This is a genomic window from Leisingera sp. M527 (assembly GCF_025141525.1).
In the GTDB taxonomy this organism is placed as follows: Bacteria; Pseudomonadota; Alphaproteobacteria; order Rhodobacterales; family Rhodobacteraceae; genus Leisingera.
In genome coordinates this window covers 2,636,095-2,661,489 of sequence record NZ_CP081037.1, presented here as the reverse complement: position 1 = coordinate 2,661,489, position 25,395 = coordinate 2,636,095, and the positions used below count along the sequence as shown (strand labels likewise).

The window sequence follows — 25,395 nt, the reverse complement described above, 5'->3', positions numbered from 1 at the left end:
TGTCTTCTGCAGAAGTGATTTTGCGGAGGCTGCAGCTGTGTTGTGTGTGGCTTGTGCTGGATCCCCCATATCTGCTAGGGACGGCGAAATACCGCGGTTTAGACCTCAGAATGAGGCCGTATTTTGTGGCACATTGTGCTTTTTGGGATGACGAAACTCCCTCTGCGCGGTAGGATTATGGTGAATAGCACAGGAAAAAGCCCTTTGCGGGAAGGGCGGGTAACACAGGCGGTATGAGCATGACGTTGAATCTTTCGATGCCCGGGCAAGAAGAGTTAAAGCCGAAGATCACGGTATTTGGTGTCGGCGGGGCCGGCGGCAACGCTGTCAACAACATGATTGCCAAGGAATTGGACGGCGTTGAATTCGTCGTGGCCAACACCGACGCGCAGGCGCTGCAGCAGGCCTCGGCCAAGAGCCGCATCCAGCTGGGTGTGAAAGTGACCGAAGGTCTGGGCGCAGGCGCCCGTCCGCAGGTGGGCTCGGCTGCGGCTGAGGAAAGCATTGAGCAGATCGTCGACCATCTGGCCGGCGCGCATATGTGCTTTATCACTGCTGGCATGGGCGGCGGCACCGGCACCGGTGCTGCACCGATCATCGCGCAGGCCGCGCGGGAGCTGGGCGTGCTGACCGTCGGCGTTGTCACCAAGCCGTTCCAGTTCGAAGGCCTGAAGCGGATGCGCCAGGCTGAGGCGGGTGTCGAAAGCCTGCAGAAGGTTGTCGATACGCTGATCATCATTCCGAACCAGAACCTGTTTCGGCTGGCCAATGAGAAGACCACCTTCACCGAGGCGTTCTCGATGGCGGATGACGTGCTGTATCAGGGCGTCAAAGGTGTCACTGACCTGATGGTGCGCCCGGGCCTGATCAACCTCGACTTTGCCGACGTCCGCGCGGTGATGGACGAGATGGGCAAGGCGATGATGGGCACCGGCGAGGGCGAGGGCGAGGACCGCGCGGTCCAGGCTGCCGAAAAGGCGATTGCCAACCCGCTGCTGGACGAAATCAGCCTGCGCGGCGCGCGCGGCGTGCTGATCAACATCACCGGCTCGCACGATTTGACCCTGTTTGAACTGGACGAAGCCGCCAACCGTATCCGCGAGGAAGTGGATCCGGATGCCAACATCATCGTCGGCTCGACCCTGGACACCGGCATGGAAGGCAAGATGCGGGTCTCCGTTGTTGCCACCGGTATCGACGCGGTGGATGTGAACACCGAAATGCCGGTGCCGCGCCGTCCGATGTCGGCACCGCTGCGTCAGACCGTCAGTGTCGAAGACACCCGTCCGGCGCCGCTGGAGCTGGAAACTCCGGTTGCCCAGCCCGCAGTTGCGGCTGCCCCGGCCCCGGAGCCCGTTCAGCCCGACGCTGCCGCGCAGTTGGAAGAGCCTTCGCTGTTCGAAGAGATGAACGCGCAGCAGGCCGCCGCGCAGGAGCAGGCTGAAGACATTTTTGAAGAGCCGGAACTGGTTGACAACGACGGTCTGCCGCCGCCGGCCTATCAGCCGCAGGTTCCGGAATTCCGCCCGCAGGCAACAGCACCCGAACCGCAGCCCGATGCTTTTGTGGCGCCGCGGGCACCCGCACCGGGCACCCCGTCGCCGCAAGCGCTGGAGCGTCTGCAGGCGGCAGCGCAGCGGGTCCAGCAGCCGCGTGCGGCGGCGGCCCCGGCCGCACCGGCTCCGCAGCAGCAACAGCAGCAGAATGCACAGCAGCAGCCCGACGGGCAGCGCCGCTTTGGGCTGAATTCCCTGATCCACCGGATGACCGGCACAGCCGACGCTCCGGCAGGCAAACAGCCGCCGCAGGCCGCACGCCAGCAGCCGGCCATGCAGGCTCCGGCCGCCGCAGCCCAGCAGCAACCGGTGCAGGCGCAGCAGCATGACCCGGACCAGGAACGCATCGAAATCCCCGCATTCCTGCGCCGCCAAGCAAACTGACGGATCACAAAACAGATTGCAAAAGCCGCCTTCGGGCGGCTTTTTATTTTTGTATTTCAGCCAATTGCGCGATTTTGAGCGGTGTTTTGCTTATCTGTTACAGCCATGTTTCAATCCGTTACAAAGATTGAGTTGTAGGTTTTTTTGCAAAACCTTAACTCTCGTTCGCAACACGGTCCCATGAGGCCGGAAACAGTGGAACGAGGCGCAACGTGCAGAATACGCTCAAAGCATCGGTAGCATTTGAAGGGCCCGGCCTGCATTCCGGCCAGCCTGCACGCATGGTCCTGATCCCGGCTCCGGCAGGGCATGGCATCGTCTTCAAGCGCACCGACATTGCATTGGGCAACACCCTGGTTCCGGCGCGCTGGGACCTGGTTGAGCGCAGCCCGCTGTGCACCCGGCTGATCAACACCTCCGGCGTCAGCGTTTCCACCGTGGAACACATCATGGCCGCATTGGCCGGTTGCGGCGTGCACAATGCGCTGATCGAAATCGACGGGCCGGAAGTGCCGATCGTTGACGGCTCCTCGGCACCGTTTGTGCGCGGTATCATGCAGTACGGCGTGCGCCGGCTGGGCGTGCCGATCATGGCATATGAAGTACTGAAGCCGGTGACGGTGGAGAAGGACGGCGCCCGTGCCACCCTGCTGCCCAGCGACCGGCTGAGTATTGAATTCCATATCGACTTTGCCGAGGCCGCCATCGGCCGTCAGAGCAAGGTTCTGGATATGCGCAACGGCAGCTTTGCACGCGAGCTGTGCGACAGCCGCACCTTCTGCCGTCAGGCAGACGTGGAAGCGATGCAGGCCAATGGCCTCGCCCTGGGCGGTGTGCCGGGCGAAAACGCCGTTGTGTTTGACGGAGAACGGGTTGAGAGCGGCGCAGGCCTGCGTCATTCGGATGAGCCTGTGCGCCACAAGATGCTGGATGCCTTGGGGGATCTGGCACTGGCTGGGGGGCCGATCTTGGGGCGGTATGTTGGCGAGCGCGCGGGGCATGCGCTGACCAACACATTGCTGCGTGCCCTGTTTGCGGAGCCGGGCGCGGTCCGGGCCGTCGCCTGCGATGCAGCGATGACCGCGCGGCTGCCGGGGCAGGGTCTGATCTGGTCGGAAATTCCGGCCGAACAGCGGCGCGTGGCATAAGGCAAAAAACCAGGAACGAGCGGCAGACTGGCCCGGGGCGTGAGTGTCCCGGGTCTTTTCCTGTGCTGAGGGCGGCAGAAGGGAGCAGGAACAGCAGGGCGGACTTGACCATTGCCCGCTTTCTCTGCCATGTGAACGCGGAAGTGGCGAAAGGCGTTTTGCACGCCATTTGAATGTGCTAGAGACGGCATAACCGGGGCGGACACCCGTAAGTTAAGGACGGTGAGGTTAGGCACTATGAACGGCATCAGGGCGGGAGCCAAAACCCTCGGCGCGGTCCTTCTGATGGCGGCCCTTGCGGGCTGCGGCGGAGACGGCGGCGCGGTCAAGAAAGGCGAGTCGCTGGAAGCCTTCACGCCCGAGCAGATCTATGGGCGCGGCGAGTTTGAGCTGGCCCAGAAACAGCCCAAGGACGCAGCCTATTACTTCTCCGAGATCGAACGCCTGTACCCCTATTCTGAATGGGCCAAGCAGGCGGTGATCATGCAGGCCTTTGCCTATCACAGCACCAAGGATTACGAGAACAGCCGCGCAGCCGCGCAGCGGTTCATCGATTTCTACCCGGCGGACGAAGATGCGGCCTATGCCCAGTATCTGCTTGCCCTCAGCTATTATGACCAGATCGATGAGGTTGGACGCGACCAGGGCCTGACTTTCCAGGCGCTGCAGGCGCTGCGCACGGTGATCGAGGTCTATCCTGACAGCGAATATGCCACCTCGGCGATCCTGAAATTCGACCTGGCCTTTGACCATCTGGCGGGCAAGGAAATGGAGATCGGCCGCTATTATCTGCGCCGGGGCCATTACACGTCGGCCATCAACCGGTTCCGGGTGGTGGTTGAGGATTTCCAGACCACCAGCCACACAGCCGAAGCTCTGCACCGGCTGGTTGAGGGGTACTTGTCGCTGGGCCTGACCGACGAGGCGCAGACTGCGGGTGCCATTCTGGGCCATAACTTCCAGTCCACCGAATGGTATGACAGCAGCTATAAGCTGCTGACTGCAAACGGGCTTAAAATGCGGGACCGCGGCAATAACTGGCTGAGCCAGATCTACCGTCAGACGGTCAAAGGGCAGTGGCTGTAACGGCTGCTGCTGCACGGAGGCGGGGCTATGCTGCGCGCGCTTGATATCCGGGATATCCTGATCATTGATCATCTGGAGCTGAATTTTCAGCCCGGTCTCAATGTGCTGACCGGCGAGACCGGCGCCGGCAAATCCATTCTTCTGGACAGTCTGGGGTTTGTGCTGGGCTGGCGGGGCCGGGCCGAGCTGGTGCGCCAGGGCGCCGCGCAAGGCGAGGTTCTGGCCGAGTTCGACTTGGCCAAGGGCCACCCGGCGCATGCCATTCTGGAAGAGGCCGGCCTGCCGGGCGGCGAGACGCTGATCCTGCGCCGGGTGAACACGGCGGAGGGGCGCAAGACCGCTTGGGTCAACGACCGGCGCTGCTCGGGCGAGGTGCTGCGGGCGCTGTCGGAAACCCTGGTGGAGCTGCACGGCCAGCACGACGACCGGGGGCTTTTGAACCCGCGCGGGCATATGGCGCTGCTGGATCAATATGCCAATGTGCAGGGGCTGCTGGCCTCGGTGCGGGCGGCCTGGACCGGCGCGGCCAAGGCGCGCAAGACCGTCGGGGCCACGCGGGCGGCACTGGATGCGGTGCGGGCCGAGGAGGAGTTCCTGCGCCATGCGGTGGGCGAACTGGACAAGCTGGACCCGCAACCGGGCGAAGACGATGCATTGGATACCCGCCGCCGCCAGATGCAGGCGGCAGAGCGCATCCGCGGTGACATCACCCGCGCCCATTCCCTGCTGAGCGACGGTGCCGAGGGGGCCATGGGTGAAGCACAGCGCTGGCTTGAGGGTGTTGCCAGCCAGGAAAGCGATACCGGGCTGGAGGAACCGCTGGCGGCCCTTAGCCGCGCGATGATCGAGCTGGGCGATGCCCAGGACGGGGTTGAGCGGGTGCTGGGCTATCTGGAATTCAATCCGGGTGAGCTGGAAGACTGCGAAGAACGGCTTTTTGCCATTCGCGGCCTGGCGCGCAAGCACGATGTGCAGGCGGATGAGCTGGCAGGCTATGCCGAAACCTTGCGCAGCAAGCTGGCGGCACTGGATGCCGGCGATCAGGATCTGGCCGATCAGGAGGCCGCATTGAAGGCCGCCGAGGTCGCCTATACCCAAGCCGCAGAACAGCTGAGTGCAGCCCGCCGGGAAAGCGCTGCGGCGCTGGATCAGGCGGTGATGGCGGAACTGGCGCCGCTCAAGATGGAACGGGCGGTGTTTGAAACCCGCATTTCCAGCTGCGCACCGGGGCCCGAGGGCATTGACGCGGTGGCCTTTACCGTTGCCACCAATCCAGGCGCCCCGGCAGGGGCCTTGAACAAGATCGCCTCGGGCGGGGAACTCAGCCGGTTTTTGCTGGCCTTGAAGGTCTGCCTGCGCGGCGAGGATGTCAGCAAGACCTTGATTTTCGATGAAATCGACCGCGGTGTCGGCGGTGCGACTGCGGATGCCGTGGGCCGCCGCCTGCGCAGCCTGGCGGCCAGCGGCCAGGTGCTGGTGGTGACCCATTCGCCGCAGGTGGCGGCGCTCGGCGGCCATCACTGGCAGGTGCGCAAACAGGTGGTGGACGGCATGACCCTGTCGCAGGTGGTGCCGCTGGCCGATACTGCGCGGGTGGATGAGCTTGCCCGCATGGTGTCGGGTGATACTATCACCGAAGAAGCCCGTGCTGCCGCCCGCGCATTGCTGGCCGGGTGACCAGCCGGATTACTGCGGCCGGAAAACTGTTGCGGGTGAGGGTTCTTTAACTGGCTTATGACAGTTGTAGGCTATTAAATAAGAAAAGACCCGCTGACAGGTTATGGTAGAAGAAATCCGTTCATCGCTTTCCGCAGTTTTCCTGCAATGGCTGGCTGGCCTGAAAGACATCTGGCGGGTGCTGCGCCATCGCGGCCCCAGCCAGTTCCAGTTCTGGCTGATCGCCCTGCTGATCGGCGTCGCTGCCGGTTTTGCCGCGCTGTTCTTCCGCAAGGGGATCTCGGCATTGCAGGCCTGGGTCTATGGCGCACCGGATCTTGATTATCTGCATTCCCATGCGCAAGAGCTTCCCTGGTATGCGCTGGTCGCCATTGCCGCCGGCGGCGGGCTGGTGGTCGGCCTGATCCTGGACCGTTTTACGCCGGACGGGCGGGTGCGCTCGGTTGCGGATGTGATCGAAGGCGCCGCACTGCATGACGGCAGGGTCGAGCACAAAGAGGGGCTGGCCTCGGCGCTGGCGTCTTTCATTACGCTGTCCACTGGCGGATCCACGGGCCGGGAAGGGCCGGTGGTGCATATGGCGGGGGTGATCTCCACCTGGGTCAGCAACCGGATCAACGCTGATGGCATTACCGGGCGCGATTTGCTCGGCTGCGCTGTGGCGGCGGGTGTTTCGGCCAGTTTCAACGCGCCGATTGCTGGTGCGCTGTTTGCGATGGAGGTGGTGCTGCGGCATTTCTCGGTCAACGCCTTTGCGCCGATTGTCGTGGCCTCGGTCGCCGGAACAGTGATCAACCGTCTGGAATACGGCGATGTCACCGAATTCACCCTGAACACCCCCGGTGCGCTGCAGTTCTATGTGGAGCTGCCGGCCTTTCTGATCCTTGGCCTGATCTGCGGCCTGGTGGCGGTGGCGCTGATGAGGGCGATCTTCTTTGCCGACAAAGTGGGCAACACTGTGCAAGAGCGGCTGCATCTGCCGCGCTGGCTGCGGCCTGCGGTCTCGGGCGCGATGCTGGGGGTGATCGCTGTCTGGTATCCGCATATCATCGGTGTCGGTTATGAAACCACCGTGCTGGCGCTGACCGGCGGGCTGCTGCTGGGGCAGGCGGTGATTTTCACCGCAGTCAAAACCGCCGCCGTGGCGATCACCATGGGCGGGCGTATGGGCGGCGGAGTGTTTTCGCCGTCGCTGATGATCGGCGCGCTGACCGGGCTGGCCTTTGGCCTGATCGCAACTGCGGTGCTGCCGGATGTGTCGGGCACCCACACGCTTTATGCCTTTGCCGGCATGGGCGCTGTTGCCGCTGCGGTGCTGGGGGCGCCGATTTCAACCACCCTGATCGTGTTTGAGCTGACCGGCGACTGGCAAATCGGCCTGGCGGTGATGGTGTCAGTGTCGATGTCCACCGCACTGGCCTCGCGGCTGGTGGACCGCTCTTTCTTCCTGACCCAGCTGGAAAAGCGCAATATTCATTGTGCCGCCGGACCGCAGGCCTATTTGCTGGCACTGATCCGCGCCGGTGCGGTGATGCGCCCGATGGGCGACGGCCGCTGTGCGCCGCTGGAGGACTGCCAGGCGCTGGTTGAGGAAGGGCTGTGCATCCGCGCCTCCGCGTCTCTGGAGGCTGCTATGCCGGTGTTCGACCGGGCGGAAGCGGCCTTTCTTCCAGTGATGATGGAGGAGGGCGGGACGGAGGAAATCATCGGCGCGCTGTACCATGTAGATGCGTTAAAGGCCTACAACCGTGCCTTGGCTGCAACCGCAGCGGAGGAGCACAGATAAGCGGGACCGGGCTGTTGTGTCTCTGATCACCGCATCCCGACCGGTGCATCCCTCGTCTGTTACGGGGAAAAACACAGATTCCGTCCCCAAATCTGTGCGATATCGGTGACACGTAAAGGTAAAGTTAAAAACCCCATTGCCCTGCAATGGCGCCTGAACCAACACTGTAAGCGGATTATTGCTTAGCTTACTCAAACGGTAGGGAATCATGCGCAATTTCGAAATCGGCTCGCAAGAGGCTGGTGCGAACAACAAGGCAGACGAACGGGCAAACGAACGGGCAGCGCTGGAAGCAGTGATCAACTATGCGATCCAATGCGCCCGCGAAACGGACATTCTTGGCGCAGGTGAGGCGCTGGAGGAAGCCAGGCTGAACCTCAGCCGCGCCGTTTTGGCCTGAACCTCGGTGTTTGCAGCACAATAGCTGCCCCAGCGGCTCCGGCTCCTGTTGCGAAACCGGGCCGGCTGTTGCTGCAACGGGCATCTGGCCGCGGGAACGGGTTCCCCGCAAACGTAAAACACCGGCGCCAGGGCACCGGTGGGGGATTTTTTAGGGGGCGTTCTGCTCCTGCGGCCCGGGTGCGGCGCGTTCAGTGAAACGGCCCCGCAACCCGGATAACCGGCTTAGACTTGTTCAACCTTGACAGAATCGCTCAGCACGAATGCCAGGCAGCCCTTGATTTCAGCCGCCGCTTCCTTTGGGTCTTCATAGCTCCACGCCGCGTTTTCGGTGACAGACGACTTGTTGGCGATCGAAAAATAGCTGGCCTCGCCCTTGTGCTGGCACTGGGCGGTCTTGCTGGTGCGGTCCAGGAAGGCCATGGCGATGTCTTCGCGCGGGAAATAGATGACCGGATCCATATCGCCCTCTGTCAGCTCCAAAGCATTGGAGCTTTCTCCCAGTACAGCGCCGCCGGAGCGGACGGTCCAGGTGCCTTCGGCCTTGCGGATACGGATAGTGGTCATGCGTGTTTTTCCATTCTCTTCGTGCGTGTCGTCGTTGGTTCAGTCTATGTAGCAGCCTATGTAACACCTCAGTGTCACAAGGGGGCGGTTGCGGCATCAAGCCACGCCTTTGCGGCGGGGCTGAGCAGCGGTCCGGTCTTTGCCGAAACCTCTTGGTGATAGCTGTCGAGCCAGTCTTTCTCGGCGGCTGACAGCATCGCTGTGTTCACCAGCCGCCGGTCAATGGGGGCAAAGGTGAGCGTGCGCCAGCACAGCATCTCGCGCTCGGCGTCGCTGGTGTCAAGGGCCGGGGCCTGTTCAACCACCAGAAGGTTCTCGATCCGGATGCCAAAGGCGCCTTCGCGGTAATACCCCGGCTCGTTTGACAGGATCATGCCGGGTTCCAGCGGCACGTGGCTGGTGCGGGCCAGCCGCTGCGGGCCTTCGTGCACGCTGAGGTAGGCGCCGACGCCATGGCCAAGGCCGTGGTTGAAATCCTGGCCTGCCAGCCACAGCGGCATCCGGCCGATGCATTCGATATCGCGGCCTGCCAGCCCTTTAGGCCAGCGCAGGCGGGACATGGCGATCATGCCCTGCAACACGCGGGTATAGGCGTCGCGTTCCTCGGCTCCGGGGGTGCCGATGGCGATGGTGCGGGTGATGTCGGTGGTGCCGTCGAGATACTGGCCGCCGCTGTCCAGCACCAATAGATGCCCGTCCTCCAGCCTTGTGTCGGTTTCCTCGGTCACCCGGTAGTGCATCACCGCGCCGTTCTCTCCGGTGCCTGCAATGGTCTCGAAACTGATGTCGCGCAGAGCTAGGTCTTCGCGGCGCAGGGCCTCCAGTTTCGTCACCGCGTCAATTTCGGTGATGGTGCCAGGGGGCTGCGCGTCGAGCCAGGCCAGCATTTCAACAATTGCCGCGCCATCGCGCAGATGGGCGGCGGCGCTGCCTGCAATTTCAGCTGCGTTTTTGCGCGCTTTGGGCAGGGCGCAGGGATCGCCTGCGGGCACCATCCGGCTGCCTAAGGCGTCCGCCACGATCTGCGGCACGGTGCCGGCGTCTGCGGCGACGGAGCCGTTGAGCGCCGCTGCGGCTTTGAGGAACGCTTCGGGCGGGTGCAGGGTGACGGCGCTGTCAAAATGATCCTGCAGTCCTGCCAGCTTGTCCACGGCCATGAACAGATCCACCCGCGCGTCGCTGTGCAGGATGGCAAAGCCATGCGCCACCGGGTTGCGGGCCACATCGGCGCCGCGGATGTTCAGCAGCCACATGATGCTGTCGGGCAGGGTGATCACCGCCGCCGCCTGGCCTGCACCGTGCAGGTCCTTGGCGAGACGGGTGCATTTCTCAGCAGCGCTTTCGCCTGCGTAATCGAGAGGGTGCGCGGCCACAGGCTGCATCGGCGGTGCGGGCTGGTCCTGCCAGATCCGGTCCACCAGGTTTTCGCATTGCGCCAGGGTGATGCCGCTGCCCTTCAGGTCCTGGGTCAGCGCGGTGATCTGGCCCGCGGCATGCAACCAGGGGTCAAACCCGATCTTGCCGCCTTCGGGAAGCTGCGCCTTCAGCCAGCCGGCCAGTTGCACCTCAGGCCAGGGCACCGGCGTGAAATCCGCGGCCACCTGGCGCTTCACCTGGGTGCGGTAACGGCCGTCAATGAAGACACCGGCAATGTTCGTGAGGGCGGCACAGAAACCAGCCGAGCCGGTAAAACCGGTGAGCCAGGCAAGCCGGTCATCGCGGGGCGCAACATATTCGCCCTGATGGGCGTCGGCACGGGGCACCAGGAAACCATCCAGATCTTCGGCTGCCAGCTCCTTGCGCAGGGCCGCCAGCCGGGGCGGGCCCTGTTCCGGGCGGGCGGTCACATCGAATGTCTGGAACATGGGTATCTCTCCTGCAAATGGGCGGGGCGGCGGGGAGTGCAAAGGCTGGGGCGCCGCGGCAAACAAGGGGCGCGAGCAAGGGCACGCGCCCCTTCTTGTCCCAAATCGCCTTGCTGCTGGCAAGCCTGACAGCATGGGTTTGCTGCAGACCTCGCGGCACTGGGTAAGCGGAGGGCTCCCGCCCGGTCTCAGGGCATTTTGGAATGCCCTTCACCCCGTTGGGCCAAGCACCGGATGCGGTGCACCCGGTGCCGCCGCGCGCGTCAGCGCGAGGCCGCGCCCAAAACTTTTGGCGGCATCTTGATGCAGGCCAAAGGCGCGGGAGGGCGCCCCTGCCGTGGCGGTGCAGGTCAGCCGGCGCGTTTGATGCCCATCACCCGGGCGCGGGCGCGCGGGTCGCTGTCGAACAGGGCGGCCAGCTGCTCGGTCATCGCGCCGGCCAGCTGCTCGACGTCGGTGATCGTGACCGCGCGTTCATAGTAACGGGTCACATCATGGCCGATGCCGATCGCCAGCAGTTCAACCTGCTTGCGCCGTTCGACCATTGCGATCACATCGCGCAGGTGTTTTTCCAGATAGTTCGCCGGGTTCACCGACAGCGTCGAATCGTCCACCGGCGCGCCGTCGGAGATCACCATCAGGATCTTGCGGGCTTCCTGCCGGGCCGTCATCCGCCGGTGCGCCCATTCCAGCGCCTCGCCGTCGATGTTTTCCTTCAGCAGGCCCTCTTTCATCATCAGCCCCAGATTGGTGCGGGTCCGGCGCATCGGCGCATCCGCGCCTTTGTAGATGATATGGCGCAGGTCGTTGAGGCGCCCGGGCTGCTGCGGGCGGCCCTCGTTCAGCCAGCCCTCGCGCGCCAGCCCGCCTTTCCAGGCGCGGGTGGTGAAGCCAAGGACTTCGACCTTAACGTTGCAGCGCTCCAGCGTACGCGCCAGCACATCGGCGCAGATTGCCGCGATCGAGATCGGACGCCCGCGCATCGAGCCGGAGTTGTCCAGCAGCAGCGTCACCACGGTATCGCGGAACTCAGTATCTTTTTCGCGCTTGAAGCTGAGCGGCGTGGTCGGGTTGGCGACAACACGGGCCAAGCGGCCGGCATCCAGTGTGCCTTCCTCCAGGTCAAACTCCCAACTGCGGTTTTGCTGGGCCTGCAGACGGCGCTGCAGCTTGTTGGCAAGGCGGGACACCGCGCCCTTCAGCGGCTCCAGCTGCTGGTCGAGATAGGCGCGCAGGCGCTCCAGTTCGGCAGGCTCCGCCAGGTCCTCGGCGGCGATTTCCTCATCATTGGCGTCCTGAAACACCTTGTAGTCCGGATCGGCCTCAGACGCAGGCGGCGGGGCGGGCGGCTCCAGCGGCGCTTCGCCGTCGGGCATTTCGGTGTCCTCGGCGAATTCATCATCCGCCGTCTCGTCCATCGAGACCTGGGCCTGGCTCTCGTCCTGCTGCTGTTCCTGGGATTGCTCGGGGCTGGCGTCGGCCTGTTCGTCCTCAGAGTCGTCCTGGCCGGAGCTGTCCGGATCGTCCTGTTCTTCGGCGTTATCCTCGGCGTCGTCGTTGGCGTCGTCGTCCAGCTCATCCGGGTCATCGCCAAGCTGGTCGCCATAGCCGAGGTCGGAAATCACCTGCCGCGCCAATTTGGCGAATGCTGCCTGATCGGCAATCGTCTCGTCCAGGTTTTCCAGCGTGCCGCCGGCCTGGGATTCAATGAAGCCGCGCCACAGCTCCATGATGTTGGAGGCGCCTTCGGGCAGCGGGCGGCCAGTGGCCAGATGGCGGATCAGATAGCCGGCCGAGGCGGCCAGCGGCGCCTCGGAGGAGGATTTCATCTGGTCATAGCCGCGGCGGATCGATTCGTTGCGGATCTTCACGTCGATGTTGGAGGCGGTGCCGGGCATGTGGCGCGCGCCCATTGCCTCGCAGCGGGCGGTTTCCATCGCCTCATAGAGATCGCGGGCCATTTCGCCCTGCGGAGTATATTTGGCGTGGGTGGCGTCGTCGTGGAATTTGTGCCGCAGCGCCAGCGCATCGGCAGTGCCGCGGGCCAGCAGCACTTCCTCGCGGCTCATCCGGCGCGAGACCTGCGGCAGCCGCATGGAATCGCCCGACAGCCCCGAAGGGTCCACCGTGTAGCTGACCGACAGTTCCGGGTCGTTGGCCATAACCTTGGTTGCTTCGGCCAGGGCCTTCTTGAACGGATCTGCGGGGTTGTCGTTGGGCTTCTTAGCCATTGAACGCACTCCAGATCGACACCGTCAGGAACAAAAGGGCGCATTCCCAACGCAGCCGTATCAAATGACTGTGGTGACTGTCCGTCATAGCTGACGGAGCAGTCTTCTTCCAACCAGTTTTGTCAAACAACCAGATTGCGTCAAGCGCGACCCAAATGGCTGCTGTGACGAAAAAAAGCGTCACCCCAGGCTAACGCTGGCGGCGCTTTCCGGCAGCTCTTCGTCAAAGCAGCGCTGGTAGAACTCGGCAACGGTCTGGCGCTCCAGCTCGTCGCATTTGTTCAGGAACGACAGCCGGAAGGCATAGCCCACGTTGCGGAAGATCTCGACGTTTTGCGCCCAGTTGATCACGGTCCGCGGCGACATCACGGTCGACAGATCGCCGTTCATGAAGGCGGTGCGGGTGAGGTCGGCAACGGTGACCATCTGGCTGATGGTCTTGCGGCCTTCGGCGGTGTTGTAATGCGGCGCCTTGGACAGGATGATTGCAGCCTCGGCATCATGGCTCAGATAATTCAGGGTCGAGACCAGCGACCAGCGGTCCATCTGGGCCTGGTTGATCTGCTGGGTGCCGTGATAAAGCCCGGTGGTGTCGCCCAGGCCAACGGTGTTGGCGGTGGCAAACAGGCGGAAGAACGGGTTCGGAGTGATGATCTCGTTCTGGTCCAGAAGGGTCAGCTTGCCGTCATGCTCCAGCACCCGCTGGATCACAAACATCACGTCGGCGCGGCCCGCGTCATATTCGTCGAACACAATCGCAACCGGGTTGCGCAGCGCCCAGGGCAGGATGCCTTCGTGGAATTCGGTCACCTGTTTGCCGTCGCGCAGCTTGATCGCGTCCTTGCCGATCAGGTCGATCCGGGAGATGTGGCTGTCGAGGTTCACCCGAACAGAGGGCCAGTTCAGGCGCGCCGCGACCTGTTCGATGTGGGTCGATTTTCCGGTGCCGTGGTAGCCCTGGATCATCACCCGGCGGTTGTGGCTGAAGCCCGCCAGGATCGCCAGCGTGGTTTCCGGATCAAACTTGTAGGTGGGGTCCACTGCCGGCACCCGGTCCGAGGTCTCGGCAAAGCCCTTGACGGTCATGTCGGTGTCGATCCCGAACACATCGCGCACCGAAACTGTTTCGGTCGGTTTCGCATCCATATCCACAAAGCCGTCGGTCATCGCAGTCGATCCTTATCCCTCATCCCTGCTGTCAGGGGTCAATTCGCGGGATTGGTGCCTGATCTGGCGGGCAAGGGCAAGGGAAAGTAACGCCAGAAACCAGCTGAGGCTGTGATTGTTCCGGATCTGGACGGGGGCAAGGGGCGGGCGGGCAGCGCCCCATCTGACGCACAGCGCCCCCAGCCGGGCAGCGGGGGGCGCGTTTTGCCGGCTCTTGCTGAGCTTTGGGGGGGTAGGCTGCGGCCGGCACGTCTTTTGGGTAACCGGTCGTGGCAGCACACGTCAAAGAAATAAAAAGTCTATCTTAACGTTTCGGCGAAAGACCGCCCATAGCAGCCTGCCCTGAGGCGGTTTCCTGTGACAGGGGCCGCGGCCCGGCCGGTGCACGGGGTCAGGCGGCCAGGGCCTGCGGGGTGAACTCCAGCCCGGTCAGCAGGGTGATTTCGCGGCGCATCCCGTCGCCGAGGTTTTCTGGCCTCGCATAGGCCAGGCAGATATTGTCGAAAGCGCGGCAGCTGACTGGCATCGTGCTGGTGACGCCGGCAGACGCGAACAGCGGGCTGGATTTGGCTTGGCCGACGGTGTTCTGCAAGGCGGCTTGTGGTCCTTCCAGGATGAAATGCACCTGTTCACCGCTGCGGATCATCATGCCGGTGGCGCCGGCATCGCGGAAGGCCGGGCGGTTCCGGCTGATGAATTCGGCGATCTGCTGATGGCTGGAACCTTCGGTCAACCGGGCGGTGAGTGTGAGGCGGTGCATTGGCTGTCTCCTGTTGGGGCGGGTGCCGCTGAGGCTGCTGGTATGAGCGGATTTGGTGAAATCAATTTACGCGGGAAATGCCCGTTCCGCCTGCCTGCAGAAGGATAGAAACCCCGCTGCGGCGGCCGCAAAAGCGCGGCCGCCTGACCCAAAGAATAGCTGCCTGACCCTTGGCGCCTGCCATGCCGTGGCTTGGGGCCGCCTTCGGCAAAAAAAGAGCGGCCCCAGGCCGCTCTTTGCGCATCCGTTTTCCGGCTGCCTATTTAAAGCTTTTGCTGTCCTTGATCTGGTCCCAGGCCCACATGACTTCTTGCAGCTGCTCTTCCTGGCTGCGGTCGCCGCCGTTGATGTCGGGGTGCAGCACCTTGATCAGCTTCTTATAGGACTTGCGGATATCGGCCTTGGTCCAGTCGTCCTTGGCTTCCAGGATCTCGATCGCGCGGCGCTCGGTGGGCGGCAGGCGGCGGCCCGCCTTGGCAGCCCGGCCCGGGTTCTGCGTTGCGTTGACGCCCAGCACCTGATGCGGGTCCTCGATGCCGAGACGGGCCCAGGCGCGGGCCTCGGGGTCGCCCATCGGCTTGGTCTCGCGCTCCCAGACCTTGTCCTTGGACTGCTGCGCGTTCAGCTCGGCCTCGGTGGTGCCTTCAAAGAAATTCCAGCCATTGTTGTATTCGCGCACGTGCTCTTGGCAGAACCAGTAGAAATCATCCAGCACATCCGGCGCCTTGGGCGCGCGGAACTTGCCGGCTTCTTCGCAACCATCCTTGTCGCACTGGCGGACGGAGGTTTCGGACGCGCCGGTGGCGGCCCGGCGTCCGCGCGGATTCTTCTTTTTGGCTGAGCGGATGGACATATCAAAGCCAAAGGGATCGGACTTGCTCATGGGGGCGCACCTTCTAGACGCATCTGTTCGACTCGGAGGCAGCAGTTTAGTCTAAGGTGCGCCAGATAGAAGGGGGCGCGCCGAAAAAATTATGGGGATGAGCGGAAAATGAACGTGAAGAAAGAGATGGAAGCAGCGCTGCAGGCGGCCTTTGCCCCGAGCGCGCTGGAGGTGGTGAACGAAAGCCATAAACATGCAGGCCATGCCGGCGACGATGGCTCGGGCGAGAGCCATTTTGCGGTGATGATCCGCGCCGGAGCGTTTGAGGGGATGAACCGGGTGGCGCAGCACCGCGCGGTGCATAAGGCGCTGGGAGGCATCGTGCCGCGCATTCACGCGCTGGCGTTGGATATCGGGGTCTAGGCACCAGGGCGCGGGAGGATTAGTTCTCCCCGTCGCCTTTCTGTTCGGCGCGTTTCTTCAGCGCGGCTGTCATGCCTGCAACCGGGCTGAGTTCCTCGACACCGTCATCAGACTGCATCCTGGCGGCGCCCGGACCGGGCACCTGGGTTGCCTCCGGCGGCGCTTCCGGATCGCCGGCCGCCGCGGTGAGCGGTGGTGTGTGCGGCTCGGAATGGCGGAACTCGACTGAAGGGGCAGCGGGTTCCTTGCGGCCTGGTGCGGGTGATACTGCCGGCTGGTCCGCGGCCAGCGCCCGGCGGAACACCATCACATTGCGCCAGTTGGTGGTGGAGCCTGTAAGACCGGACCGCTCCTCGCTCGGCAGCAGTTCGGCGCGCTGGAATTCCCAGCCGCCGGCAGCCATTTCATTCAGCAGAATCTCGACCGAATTGGCAAAGCGCGCCTCCGGTGTCTTGACCCCTTTCGCCTTGGTGCCCTTGGCCGGGGCGGGGACTACTTTGTATTCGTAGGCTTGCATTTGCTTTACTCTTCCTGCTTGAGGGCTTGTAACAAGCAATTTGGAGCGGGCCAAGACAGGTAATTGGCTTGATGACGTGGGGCGGCCTGCCGGAACACAATCTTTGATGCGCTAGCGGAAGGTCGTGAAGCCGCCCAGTGGGTTCTGTTCAGACCTCTTCGGGGCAAAAATAAAGGGGCGCCAGCGGCGCCCCATTTAAAAACTGCGTCCGGAACGGATCAGCCGCCCAGTTTCTGTGCCACCAGCTTGTTCACGGCAGCCGGGTTGGCTTTGCCGCCAGTGGCTTTCATCACCTGGCCGACAAACCAGCCCGCCAGTTTCGGGTTCACCTTGGCCTTTTCCACCTGCGCGGGGTTGGCCGCGATGATCTCGTCCAGGGCGGTTTCAATCGCGCCGGTGTCGGTCACCTGCTTCATGCCGCGCTCCTCGACGATCTGCGCCGGGTCGCCGCCTGTCGTGTAGACGATCTCGAACAGGTCCTTGGCGATCTTGCCGGAGATGGCGTCCGAGGAAATCAGATCAATGATACCGCCGAGCTGCGCCGGGGAAACCGGCGAATCGCTGATGGCGTGGTCTTCTTTCTTGAGGCGGCCGAACAGTTCGTTGATCACCCAGTTGGCAGCCAGCTTGCCATTGCGGCCGTTGGCGGTCTCTTCAAAGTAGGCCGCGGCCTCGACCTCGGCGGTTAGTACCGACGCGTCATAGTCCGACAGGCTGAAGTCTTTGATGAAACGTGCCTTTTTCTCGTCCGGCAGTTCCGGAAGATTGGCGGCGATGTCATCCACCCAGGCCTGCTCGATTTCCAGCGGCAGCAGGTCGGGGTCGGGGAAATAGCGGTAGTCATGCGCTTCTTCCTTGGACCGCATGGAGCGGGTTTCGCCCTTGTCCGGATCATAGAGCCGGGTTTCCTGGTCGATTTTGCCACCTGCCTCGATGATGGCGATCTGGCGGCGCGCCTCGACCTCGATGGCCTGCTGGATGAAGCGCATGGAGTTCATGTTCTTGATCTCGCAGCGGGTGCCGAGGTGGTCGAAATCCTGGGTTTCCTGGTACTTCTCATACTGGCCCGGCAGGCAGACCGATACGTTGACGTCGGCGCGCAGGTTGCCGTTCTGCATGTTGCCGTCACAGGTGCCCAGATATTGCATGATCTGGCGCAGCTTGGCGATATAGGCGGCGGCTTCTTCGGGGCCGCGGATGTCGGGGCGGGAGACGATCTCCATCAGGCAGACACCGGTCCGGTTCAGGTCGACAAAGGACATGTTGGGGTCCATGTCGTGGATCGACTTGCCCGCGTCCTGTTCCATGTGGATGCGCTCAACCCGCACGTTGCGCGCGGTGCCGTCGCCCAGTTCCACCAAGACTTCGCCCTCGCCCACAATGGGGTGGTAGAGCTGGGAAATCTGGTAGCCCTGCGGCAGGTCGGGGTAGAAGTAATTCTTGCGGTCAAAGGCCGACCACAGGTTGATGCCGGCCTTCAGGCCCAGGCCGGTGCGCACCGCCTGTTCAATGCAGTATTCGTTGATCACTGGCAGCATGCCGGGCATCGCCGCGTCCACAAAGGCCACGTTGGAGTTTGGCTCAGCGCCGAACTTGGTGGAGGCGCCGGAGAACAGCTTGGAATTGGAGCTGACCTGGGCGTGCACCTCCATGCCGATGACCAGTTCCCAGTCGTGCTTGGCGCCCGCGATCACCTTGGGCTTGGGGAGTTCATATGTCAGGTCGAGCATGGTTTTCCGCCGTATCCGAATGTCCAATGTTGGCAAGGGTTCTAGGCTTGTGCGGGGCAAGGAGCAAGAGGGCAATGGGCACTTGGCGCGGGCTAAAAGACCGGGCCGCGCCCGCCCCTCCCGTCAAACCGCAGGTTTGCCTCCGGCAAAGGGGAGGGCGCATTCGCAGCCTATCAGGTTTGGGCGCGGCCCTTCGCCGGGGGCGAAACAATCGCTTGGCGGTGCCCGCCAGCGCGGCTAAGAAAGATGCCCGAGCAGAATTTCAGGAGGCCCCATTGGACACATCCGCCCGCATCAGCCAGACTATCGCCGCAGAAATCGGCGCCGCATCGAAACAGGTGAACGCCGCGGTTTCGCTGCTGGACGAGGGCGCAACGGTGCCCTTTGTCGCGCGCTACCGGAAAGAGGCGACGGGCGGGCTGGATGATACCCAGCTGCGCACCTTGGCGGAACGGCTGGAATATCTGCGCGAGCTGGAAAAGCGGCGGGCGGCGATCTTCGACTCGATCAAGGGGCAGGACAAGCTGACCGAAGGCCTGGCGGCCTCGATCGCCAAGGCAGAGACCAAGGCGCAGCTGGAGGATATCTATCTGCCCTACAAGCCCAAGCGGCGCACCAAGGCAATGATTGCGCGCGAAAACGGGCTGGAACCGCTGGCCGATGCTATTCTGGCGGACCGGAGTGCGGACCCGGAACAGCTGGCCGGCGGGTATGTGACCGAGACGGTGGCAACGGTGAAGGATGCGCTGAACGGAGCGCGGGACATTCTGACAGAGCGTCTGACGGAAAAGGCGCACTTGCTGGGGCGGTTGCGGGAGTTCCTGCAGCGGGAGGCGGTGCTGACAGCCAAGGTGATCGAAGGCAAGGAGCAGGAAGGCGCCAAGTTTTCGGACTACTTTGCCCATACCGAGCGCTGGGCGGATGTTCCGTCACACCGGGCACTGGCGATGCTGCGCGGCTCAAATGAAGGCGTGCTGACGCTGGATGTGGGGCCGGAGCCGGAGGAAGGCGCGGCCAGGGCCGAGGCGATGGTCGCCGCGGAGCTGGGCGCGGGCGGCAACGGTCCGGGGGATATCTGGCTGCGCAAGGTGGCGGGCTGGACCTGGCGGGTGAAGCTGAGCCTGTCGATGATGCTGGAACTGATGGGCGATCTGCGGGGGCGGGCGCAGGAGGATGCCATTCAGGTGTTTGCACGCAACCTGAAGGATTTGCTGTTTGCAGCGCCAGCCGGTGCGCGGCCAACCCTCGGGCTGGACCCGGGCATCCGCACCGGCGTCAAGGCGGCGGTGGTTGATGCTACGGGGAAACTGGTGGCCACCGAAACGTTGTACCCGTTTCAGCCGAAGAATGATCTGCGCGGCGCGCAAGTGTCCATCGTCAAACTGATCGCCGAGCATGGCGTCGAGCTGATCGCCATCGGCAACGGCACCGCAAGCCGCGAGACCGAGCGGATGGTGGCGGAGGTGCTGAACCATCTGCCCGCGAAGGTAAAGGCGCCGACCAAGGTGGTGGTCAGTGAGGCGGGGGCCTCGGTTTATTCGGCCTCGGAACTGGCAGCGCGGGAATTTCCGGATCTGGATGTGAGTTTGCGCGGCGCGGTGTCGATCGCGCGGCGCCTGCAGGATCCGCTGGCGGAGCTGGTGAAGATCGAACCCAAAAGTATTGGCGTGGGCCAGTATCAGCACGATGTGGACCAGCACAAACTTTCGAAATCGCTGGAGGCGGTGATCGAGGATGTGGTGAACGGGGTGGGTGTAGATCTCAACATGGCCTCGGCGCCGCTGCTGGCGCATGTTTCGGGTCTTGGCCCCGGCTTGGCAGAGGCGATTGTGGCGCACCGCGATCTGAATGGGGCGTTCATGTCCCGCAAGGAGTTGCTGAAGGTGGCGCGGCTCGGCCCCAAAGCGTTTGAGCAATGTGCGGGCTTCTTGCGCATCCGGGATGGCAAGGAACCGCTGGATGCGTCCTCGGTCCACCCCGAGGCCTATGATGTGGCGCGCAAGGTGGTTGCGGCCTGCGGGCGCGATATCCGCCAGATCATGGGTGATGAGAACGCTTTGAAAGGGCTGCGGGCAGAGGATTTCGTCAGCGACAGATTTGGTCTGCCCACCGTGCGGGACATTTTGCTGGAGCTGGAGAAGCCGGGCCGCGACCCGCGTCCTTCTTTTGTGACGGCGTCCTTCAAGGACGGGGTGGAGCAGATCACCGACCTGAAACCGGGTATGGTGCTGGAAGGCACGGTGACAAATGTGGCAGCCTTTGGCGCCTTTGTGGACATTGGCGTGCATCAGGACGGGCTGGTGCATGTCAGCCAGTTGGCGGACCGCTTTGTGAAGGACCCGCATGAGGTTGTGAAGACCGGTCAGGTGGTCAAGGTGACGGTCACCGAGGTCGATGTGCCGCGCAAGCGGATTGGACTGACCATGCGCAAGGATGGCGGTGTTTCGGCCAAGGAGGACCGCAACGCGCGCGGTCCGTCCAAGGGCGCGGGACCGCGACGGGGTGGCACGCCTGCTGGCGCAAAAGGCAAAACCTCTGCCAGCCCCAAGGGCAGTCAAGGCAAGGGGCAGGGCACAGGCGCGCTGGGCGCGGCGCTGATGGATGCCTTCAAGAAAACTTAGTAAAGGGGGCCATGGCCCCCTTTTTCCTTGATGCCGGCCAGTTACGCCGGGCTGACTTGCAGGCCCCGGCCGGTAAAAGCGATGTGTTGCCCGCCTTCGATCTCTTCGCGGAATTGCCCGGCGATGGCAGCAAGCGCGCCGGCATGGCCACGGGCGGCAAAGCGGCTGACAGAGCGGATGCGGGCACTGTTGTCAAAGCCTTCGGCGGCATGCGCCCAGACCAGCGGATGCAGTTCCGTCAGGTGATCGCGGATCAGCCAGTTTGCAGCCTCGGCAATCTTCAGCCGCGGCAGGTCGGCTTGCAGAGTCTGGCCCAGACCCTTGCGCAGGGAAACCGTGCAATAGGCGGCCAGCAGGTTGATCATCTCCTGCGAGGGGTTGGCATTGACGATATCCTTCAGCCCGTCGAGGAAGAGCCGGGAGTCAACACGGGCGCAGGCCTGATCGTCGATGGCAATGGCGTCGAAATAGACCCAAGCGTAGCCGCCGGCTCCCCAGGTTTCAGCAGTGCGCGCGGCGGTGCGGCGGGCCTCCAGTTCGAGGGCCGCATAGGAGCCGGACCGGCGCGGCAGCATATGGGTGCCGAGTGTGCGCATGTGGCGGTGGTTGCCGGGAGCGAGATCGATCAGCGCGGCGAATTCATCCGCCACCCGAAGCGTCCCGGCATTGCGGCCGGCAAACAGCGCGCAGTGTGCGGCCTTCAGGAACGGGCTGTCCTGGCAATCGTTTGCAATTGGGTCCAGCAAGGCCGCGGCACGGTCGAAATGGGCGGCGCAGCGGCGCTGGTTCGCCTGCGGGGCTGCAGTTTGCCCATCGGTCCCGCGCCAGGCCCAGCCGATGTCGATATGGGCAAGGGCGACCAGCGCTGTCAGATAGGGGTCGTGGCGGTTCTCGGCCCGCAACGCTTCAAACGCCATCAGGCCGCGGATCAAAGTGCGGCTGCAGGCATCCTGGTTTTCCGTCAGCGCATGTTCGGTTGCGTTCACAACATCAGCCCGGGCACCATAAGCGATGAGGTCGGCCAGCGGCAGCCCGCAACGGGCGGCGGCGCGGGATTGATCCGCTTCACCGATTTGCCGGGACAGCTCCTCCCAGCGCTCTTGACGGGCCAGAAACTGGCCGCGATCCTGGGCCTGGATGCAATCCGGATCGCCCTTTTCGCGGCTGACCGGGATCGACAGGCTGTCTTCCAGGCGGCGGTTCAGCAATTCCTCTGCCGGGGCCGGGGCCGGGGCCGGGGACGAAACAGGAACAGGAACAGGAGTGGCGGCAGGCTTGGAGCGGTCGGAAACCAGACCTGAAATGCGGGACAGAAAGTCCCGTGCCTGTCGAGAGGTTGTGAGCATTTGCGCTTCCTGATGAGTGGCCGCTTATCGTTGCTCCCAATGTCGTCAGGCATTGGGGCGCAAAGATGGCGGCACTGGGGAAGTTAACGCCTCAATGGGAACAATCGCGGGTGGCAGCAGCGGCAATGGCAGCAGATGCGCAAGTTCAAGACCAGCGCCGTCAAAACGCAGTGAAATGATGGCGTTCGGTCCTGATGCCGCGGGCCTGGAATTCGGCGTCCGCTTCTGCGTGCGGCGGGGTGGCCTCTTGCGGCAGGCGGATGCGTTTGCCGTTGTGCAGGACCAATGTGGCGCGGACTGAGAAATCCCACCGGGTGTCGAACCGCACGCGGTCGATCTCTCCAAGCTCGGCCTTGCCGGTCAGGCCTCCGGTGAACCATTCCAATTGGTTTCCAGAAAACATGAGGCCGGACAGGGGGTTGCGGATCAGGTCCAGCAGCGCAGGAATAACCGGCAGGGCCAGCAGGATCACCAGCCAAACGGCCGCATCCAGCAAGAGCCACAGAACCAGCAGCGCCGCCAGCCAGCCGCCCGTTGCCAGTATTGCGGCGGGAGATCGGCCCCGGCGGGAGAAGCTGTAATCCGCCGCCGGAGAGCGTGTTTCCGGTGTTTCAGGCATCCAGGATCCGGGTGATCATCTCATTGGTGTCCCGGCTGAGACCCGGCGCGCCGGCAATGCGGCTCATCCGGGCGCGGATCAGCGACTGGCGGCCGGCGTCATAGCGTTTCCAGGTCTGGAAGGCGGCGCACATGCGGGCAGTGGTCTGCGGGTTCAGCTTGTCCAATGCAATCAGGTTCTCTGCCAGCAGGGCATAGGCCTCGCCGCTGGCGTGATGAAAGCCCGCGTGGTTGCCCGCCAAGGCGCCAAAGACGGCGCGGAAACGGTTGGGGTTCTTCATGTCGAACAGCGCATGATTGGTCAGGGCGGCTGCGGTGGCTGCGGTTTTCTGTGGCGCCGCGCAGGCGATCTGCAGCGCGAACCACTTGTCCATCACCAGCCGGTCGTCCTGCCACTGATCAAAGAAGGCCTGGGATTGGGCATCGCCCTTTTCAGCCTTCATCAGCGCGGCGAGGGCAGTGTATTGCTGGGTCATGTTGTCCGCAGCTGCGTATTGGCGCGCGGCCTGTTCGCCGCCGTCCAGACGGGTGAGCAGCGACAGGATACGGCCGTTCAGGGCACGTTTCCCGGCGCTATCGGCGTCCGGCGCATAAGGGCCTTCGACCGTGGTGGCGGCATAAAGCCGGGGCAGGCTGGTTTCCAGCTGCTGCGCCAGAGTTTGGGTAAAGGTCTCAGCCGCGTCATAGATTTTCTGCGGATCGGGGGTATAGCCGCGCTCAAACAGGGTTTGGGCGATGTCGGCCTGGCTGGGCGGCGACAGCACCAGGGCGCGGAAGGCCGGGTCCTGATCGTCATCGCGTACCAGTTTTTCCAGCGCGTCCAGATAGGCGCCATCGGGCGCGGCACCGTCCAACACCATCGCCAAGCGGACCTCCTTGGCCAGCGCGTTGCCTGCCTCCCAGCGGTTGAAGGGGTCGGTGTCATGGGCCAGCAGGAAAGCGCGTTCGGCGGTGGTGCTCTCACGCTCCAGGATTACCGGCGCGGAAAACTCGCGCAGGATCGAGGGCACCGGTTTGGCGGCGAGGCCGTCAAAGGTGAAGCTTTGCTTGGCTTCCGTCAGCTCCAGCATCTCAGTGCCGTGCAGCTCGTCGCCATTGGGCGACAACAGGCCAACCGCCATCGGGATCACCCGCGGCGCCTTGTCCGGCTGGCCCGGCGTCGGCGGCGTCGATTGCTCAAACGTCAGGGTATAGGTGCCGCCGGCGTAATCTTCGGACACTTTCACCCGCGGGGTGCCTGCCTGACTGTACCACAGTTTGAATTGCTGCAGGTCGCGGCCGGTGGCGTCCTCAAACACCTGCAGCCAGTCCTCGATGGTGCAGGCCTGGCCGTCGTGGCGCTCAAAATAGAGTTTCAGCGCCCTGTAGTAGTTCTCATCCCCTACCAGCCGCTTGAGCATGCCGATCACCTCGGCGCCTTTCTCGTAAACGGTGGCAGTGTAGAAGTTGTTGATCTCCTGGAACTCCTCGGGGCGCGGCGGATGGGCCAGGGGGCCGCCATCCTCGGGGAATTGGCGGGCGCGCAGGGTAATCACATCCTCGATCCGTTTGACCGGTTCAGAGCGCATGTCGGAGGTGAACTGAGCGTCACGGAAAACGGTCAGGCCTTCCTTCAGGCACAGTTGGAACCAGTCGCGGCAGGTGATGCGGTTCCCGGTCCAGTTGTGGAAATACTCATGGGCGATAATTGCCTCAATACGTTCGAAATTTGCATCTGTGGAGGTTTCCGGCGACGCCAGGACGCAGGAGGAGTTGAAAATGTTCAACCCTTTGTTCTCCATCGCACCCATGTTGAAATCGTCCACGGCGACGATGTTGAACAGCTCCAGGTCGTACTCAAGCCCATAGACGTTCTCGTCCCATGTCATCGACTTTTTCAGTGCTTCCATGCCAAAGGCGCATTTGCCTTCATCAGGGCCGGGACGGACCCAGATGTTCAGCTCTACCTCTTTGCCGGATTTGGTGGTGAATTGGCCGGGGTGGTTGACCAGGTCGCCCGCAACCAGCGCAAACAGATAGGCCGGTTTCGGCCAGGGATCGTGCCATTCAGCCCAGCTTTCGCCCGCGCCCATGGGGTTGCCGTTCGAAAGCATCACCGGCTCATCGCCCTCAATCCGGACGGTGAAGGTGGACATCACGTCGGGGCGGTCGGGGTAATAGGTAATCTTGCGGAAGCCCTGGGCCTCGCATTGGGTGCAATACATGCCGCCCGACATATAAAGCCCTTCCAGCGCGGTATTGCCGGCCGGGTTGATTTCCACCTCAGCCTCCCAAGTGAAGGGAGCGCTGGGCACATCGCATTTCAGACCGCCATCTACCAGTTCCGGCGTCACTTCCCGGCCGTCGATTTTGGCGGAGATCAATTTCAGCTCCTCGCCGTGCAGGAAGAACGTCTTGTCCGCCGCGTCTGGCTTGGGCGCAAAGCGGATTTTGCTGAGAACCCGGGTGGTTTCCGGCGACAGGCGGAAGGTCAGGTGAACGCTTTCAACGTCGTATCCAAAAGAGGTGTAATCTTTCAGGTAGAAGGTTTGGGGCGTGTCTTTGGCCATTCTCGCTCTCCTCGGCACTGCGTCCTTTTAAGGTGTAGAGGATAGGCAGGTGACTGCAAGCGGATTGGGGGGCCTGAAGGGCGAACTGGAAAAATCCGCAGCACTTTCTTGATAATCAAGAAATTGAGTTCGGTTTCAGAGG

19 protein-coding genes are annotated in these 25,395 nt (G+C 63.3%); 8 read left to right on the top strand and 11 right to left on the bottom strand.

The features are described 5' to 3' along the window. Positions 1-239: 239 nt before the first annotated feature. The 6 genes from ftsZ (at position 240) to K3555_RS13245 (ending at position 8,037) form a co-directional block, all read left to right on the top strand. The gene (gene ftsZ / locus K3555_RS13270; protein WP_260005582.1) at positions 240-1,940 is read left to right on the top strand and encodes a cell division protein FtsZ; all 1,701 of its coding nucleotides are present in this window, start codon (positions 240-242) and stop codon (positions 1,938-1,940) included. A gap of 212 nt (positions 1,941-2,152) precedes the next feature. Further along, positions 2,153-3,088 carry a UDP-3-O-acyl-N-acetylglucosamine deacetylase gene (gene lpxC / locus K3555_RS13265; RefSeq protein WP_134829503.1) on the top strand — a complete coding sequence of 312 codons (936 nt, stop codon included), beginning with the start codon at positions 2,153-2,155 and terminating at the stop codon, positions 3,086-3,088. 237 nt (positions 3,089-3,325) lie between these two features. Next, a complete protein-coding gene (locus K3555_RS13260) occupies positions 3,326-4,174 on the top strand; it encodes an outer membrane protein assembly factor BamD (protein WP_129371463.1) in 849 nt (282 codons plus the stop codon). 27 nt (positions 4,175-4,201) lie between these two features. Then, positions 4,202-5,851: a DNA repair protein RecN gene (gene recN / locus K3555_RS13255; RefSeq protein WP_260005580.1), complete on the top strand. Its 1,650-nt coding sequence runs from the start codon at positions 4,202-4,204 to the stop codon at positions 5,849-5,851. Positions 5,852-5,954: 103 nt separating this feature from the next. Continuing rightward, positions 5,955-7,637, top strand: a complete 1,683-nt coding sequence (locus K3555_RS13250; protein ID WP_259994065.1) for a chloride channel protein — start codon at positions 5,955-5,957, stop codon at positions 7,635-7,637. A 208-nt stretch (positions 7,638-7,845) separates the two neighbouring features. Beyond that, on the top strand, positions 7,846-8,037 hold the full coding sequence (locus K3555_RS13245) for a hypothetical protein (protein ID WP_259985801.1): 192 nt from the start codon (positions 7,846-7,848) through the stop codon (positions 8,035-8,037). 224 nt (positions 8,038-8,261) lie between these two features. On the opposite strand, the gene K3555_RS13240 is transcribed toward K3555_RS13245, so the two are convergent. From K3555_RS13240 to K3555_RS13215, 6 genes are all read right to left on the bottom strand, one after another. Beyond that, complete coding sequence (locus K3555_RS13240; RefSeq protein ID WP_260005578.1) at positions 8,262-8,603, bottom strand: DUF427 domain-containing protein; 342 nt, start codon at positions 8,601-8,603, stop codon at positions 8,262-8,264. Positions 8,604-8,677: 74 nt separating this feature from the next. Beyond that, a complete protein-coding gene (locus tag K3555_RS13235) occupies positions 8,678-10,468 on the bottom strand; it encodes an aminopeptidase P family protein (RefSeq protein ID WP_260005575.1) in 1,791 nt (596 codons plus the stop codon). Positions 10,469-10,818: 350 nt separating this feature from the next. Continuing rightward, on the bottom strand, positions 10,819-12,699 hold the full coding sequence (cobT, locus tag K3555_RS13230; protein WP_260005574.1) for a cobaltochelatase subunit CobT: 1,881 nt from the start codon (positions 12,697-12,699) through the stop codon (positions 10,819-10,821). Between the two features lie 180 nt (positions 12,700-12,879). After that, a complete protein-coding gene (gene cobS, locus K3555_RS13225) occupies positions 12,880-13,866 on the bottom strand; it encodes a cobaltochelatase subunit CobS (RefSeq protein ID WP_129371456.1) in 987 nt (328 codons plus the stop codon). A 391-nt stretch (positions 13,867-14,257) separates the two neighbouring features. Continuing rightward, positions 14,258-14,626, bottom strand: coding sequence for a BLUF domain-containing protein (locus K3555_RS13220; protein ID WP_260005573.1), 369 nt, complete (start codon positions 14,624-14,626; stop codon positions 14,258-14,260). A 259-nt stretch (positions 14,627-14,885) separates the two neighbouring features. Beyond that, entirely contained in the window at positions 14,886-15,509 is a 624-nt protein-coding gene (locus K3555_RS13215) for a J domain-containing protein (RefSeq protein ID WP_260005572.1), read from the bottom strand. Positions 15,510-15,617: 108 nt separating this feature from the next. On the opposite strand from K3555_RS13215, the gene K3555_RS13210 reads away from it, so the two are divergent. After that, a complete protein-coding gene (locus K3555_RS13210) occupies positions 15,618-15,872 on the top strand; it encodes a BolA family transcriptional regulator (RefSeq protein ID WP_129371454.1) in 255 nt (84 codons plus the stop codon). A gap of 19 nt (positions 15,873-15,891) precedes the next feature. On the opposite strand, the gene K3555_RS13205 is transcribed toward K3555_RS13210, so the two are convergent. Next, positions 15,892-16,389 (bottom strand): DUF4177 domain-containing protein, encoded by a 498-nt coding sequence (locus K3555_RS13205; protein ID WP_260005571.1) that lies wholly within the window; start codon positions 16,387-16,389, stop codon positions 15,892-15,894. 218 nt (positions 16,390-16,607) lie between these two features. After that, the gene (gene gatB, locus K3555_RS13200; protein ID WP_259985771.1) at positions 16,608-18,119 is read right to left on the bottom strand and encodes an Asp-tRNA(Asn)/Glu-tRNA(Gln) amidotransferase subunit GatB; all 1,512 of its coding nucleotides are present in this window, start codon (positions 18,117-18,119) and stop codon (positions 16,608-16,610) included. Between the two features lie 275 nt (positions 18,120-18,394). Between gatB and K3555_RS13195 the strand changes: the two genes are divergently transcribed. Continuing rightward, positions 18,395-20,740: a Tex family protein gene (locus K3555_RS13195; protein WP_260005570.1), complete on the top strand. Its 2,346-nt coding sequence runs from the start codon at positions 18,395-18,397 to the stop codon at positions 20,738-20,740. A gap of 41 nt (positions 20,741-20,781) precedes the next feature. Here the strand turns inward: K3555_RS13195 and K3555_RS13190 are convergent, their stop codons facing one another. The 3 genes from K3555_RS13190 to pepN all read right to left on the bottom strand — a co-directional run bounded on the left by K3555_RS13190 (position 20,782) and on the right by pepN (position 25,253). Next, entirely contained in the window at positions 20,782-22,086 is a 1,305-nt protein-coding gene (locus K3555_RS13190) for a hypothetical protein (RefSeq protein WP_260005569.1), read from the bottom strand. Positions 22,087-22,246: 160 nt separating this feature from the next. Further along, positions 22,247-22,705 carry a hypothetical protein gene (locus K3555_RS13185; RefSeq protein ID WP_260005568.1) on the bottom strand — a complete coding sequence of 153 codons (459 nt, stop codon included), beginning with the start codon at positions 22,703-22,705 and terminating at the stop codon, positions 22,247-22,249. Beyond that, positions 22,698-25,253 carry an aminopeptidase N gene (gene pepN, locus K3555_RS13180; RefSeq protein ID WP_260005567.1) on the bottom strand — a complete coding sequence of 852 codons (2,556 nt, stop codon included), beginning with the start codon at positions 25,251-25,253 and terminating at the stop codon, positions 22,698-22,700. The genes K3555_RS13185 and pepN overlap by 8 nt, the downstream gene beginning before the upstream one ends. Positions 25,254-25,395 lie beyond the last annotated feature (142 nt).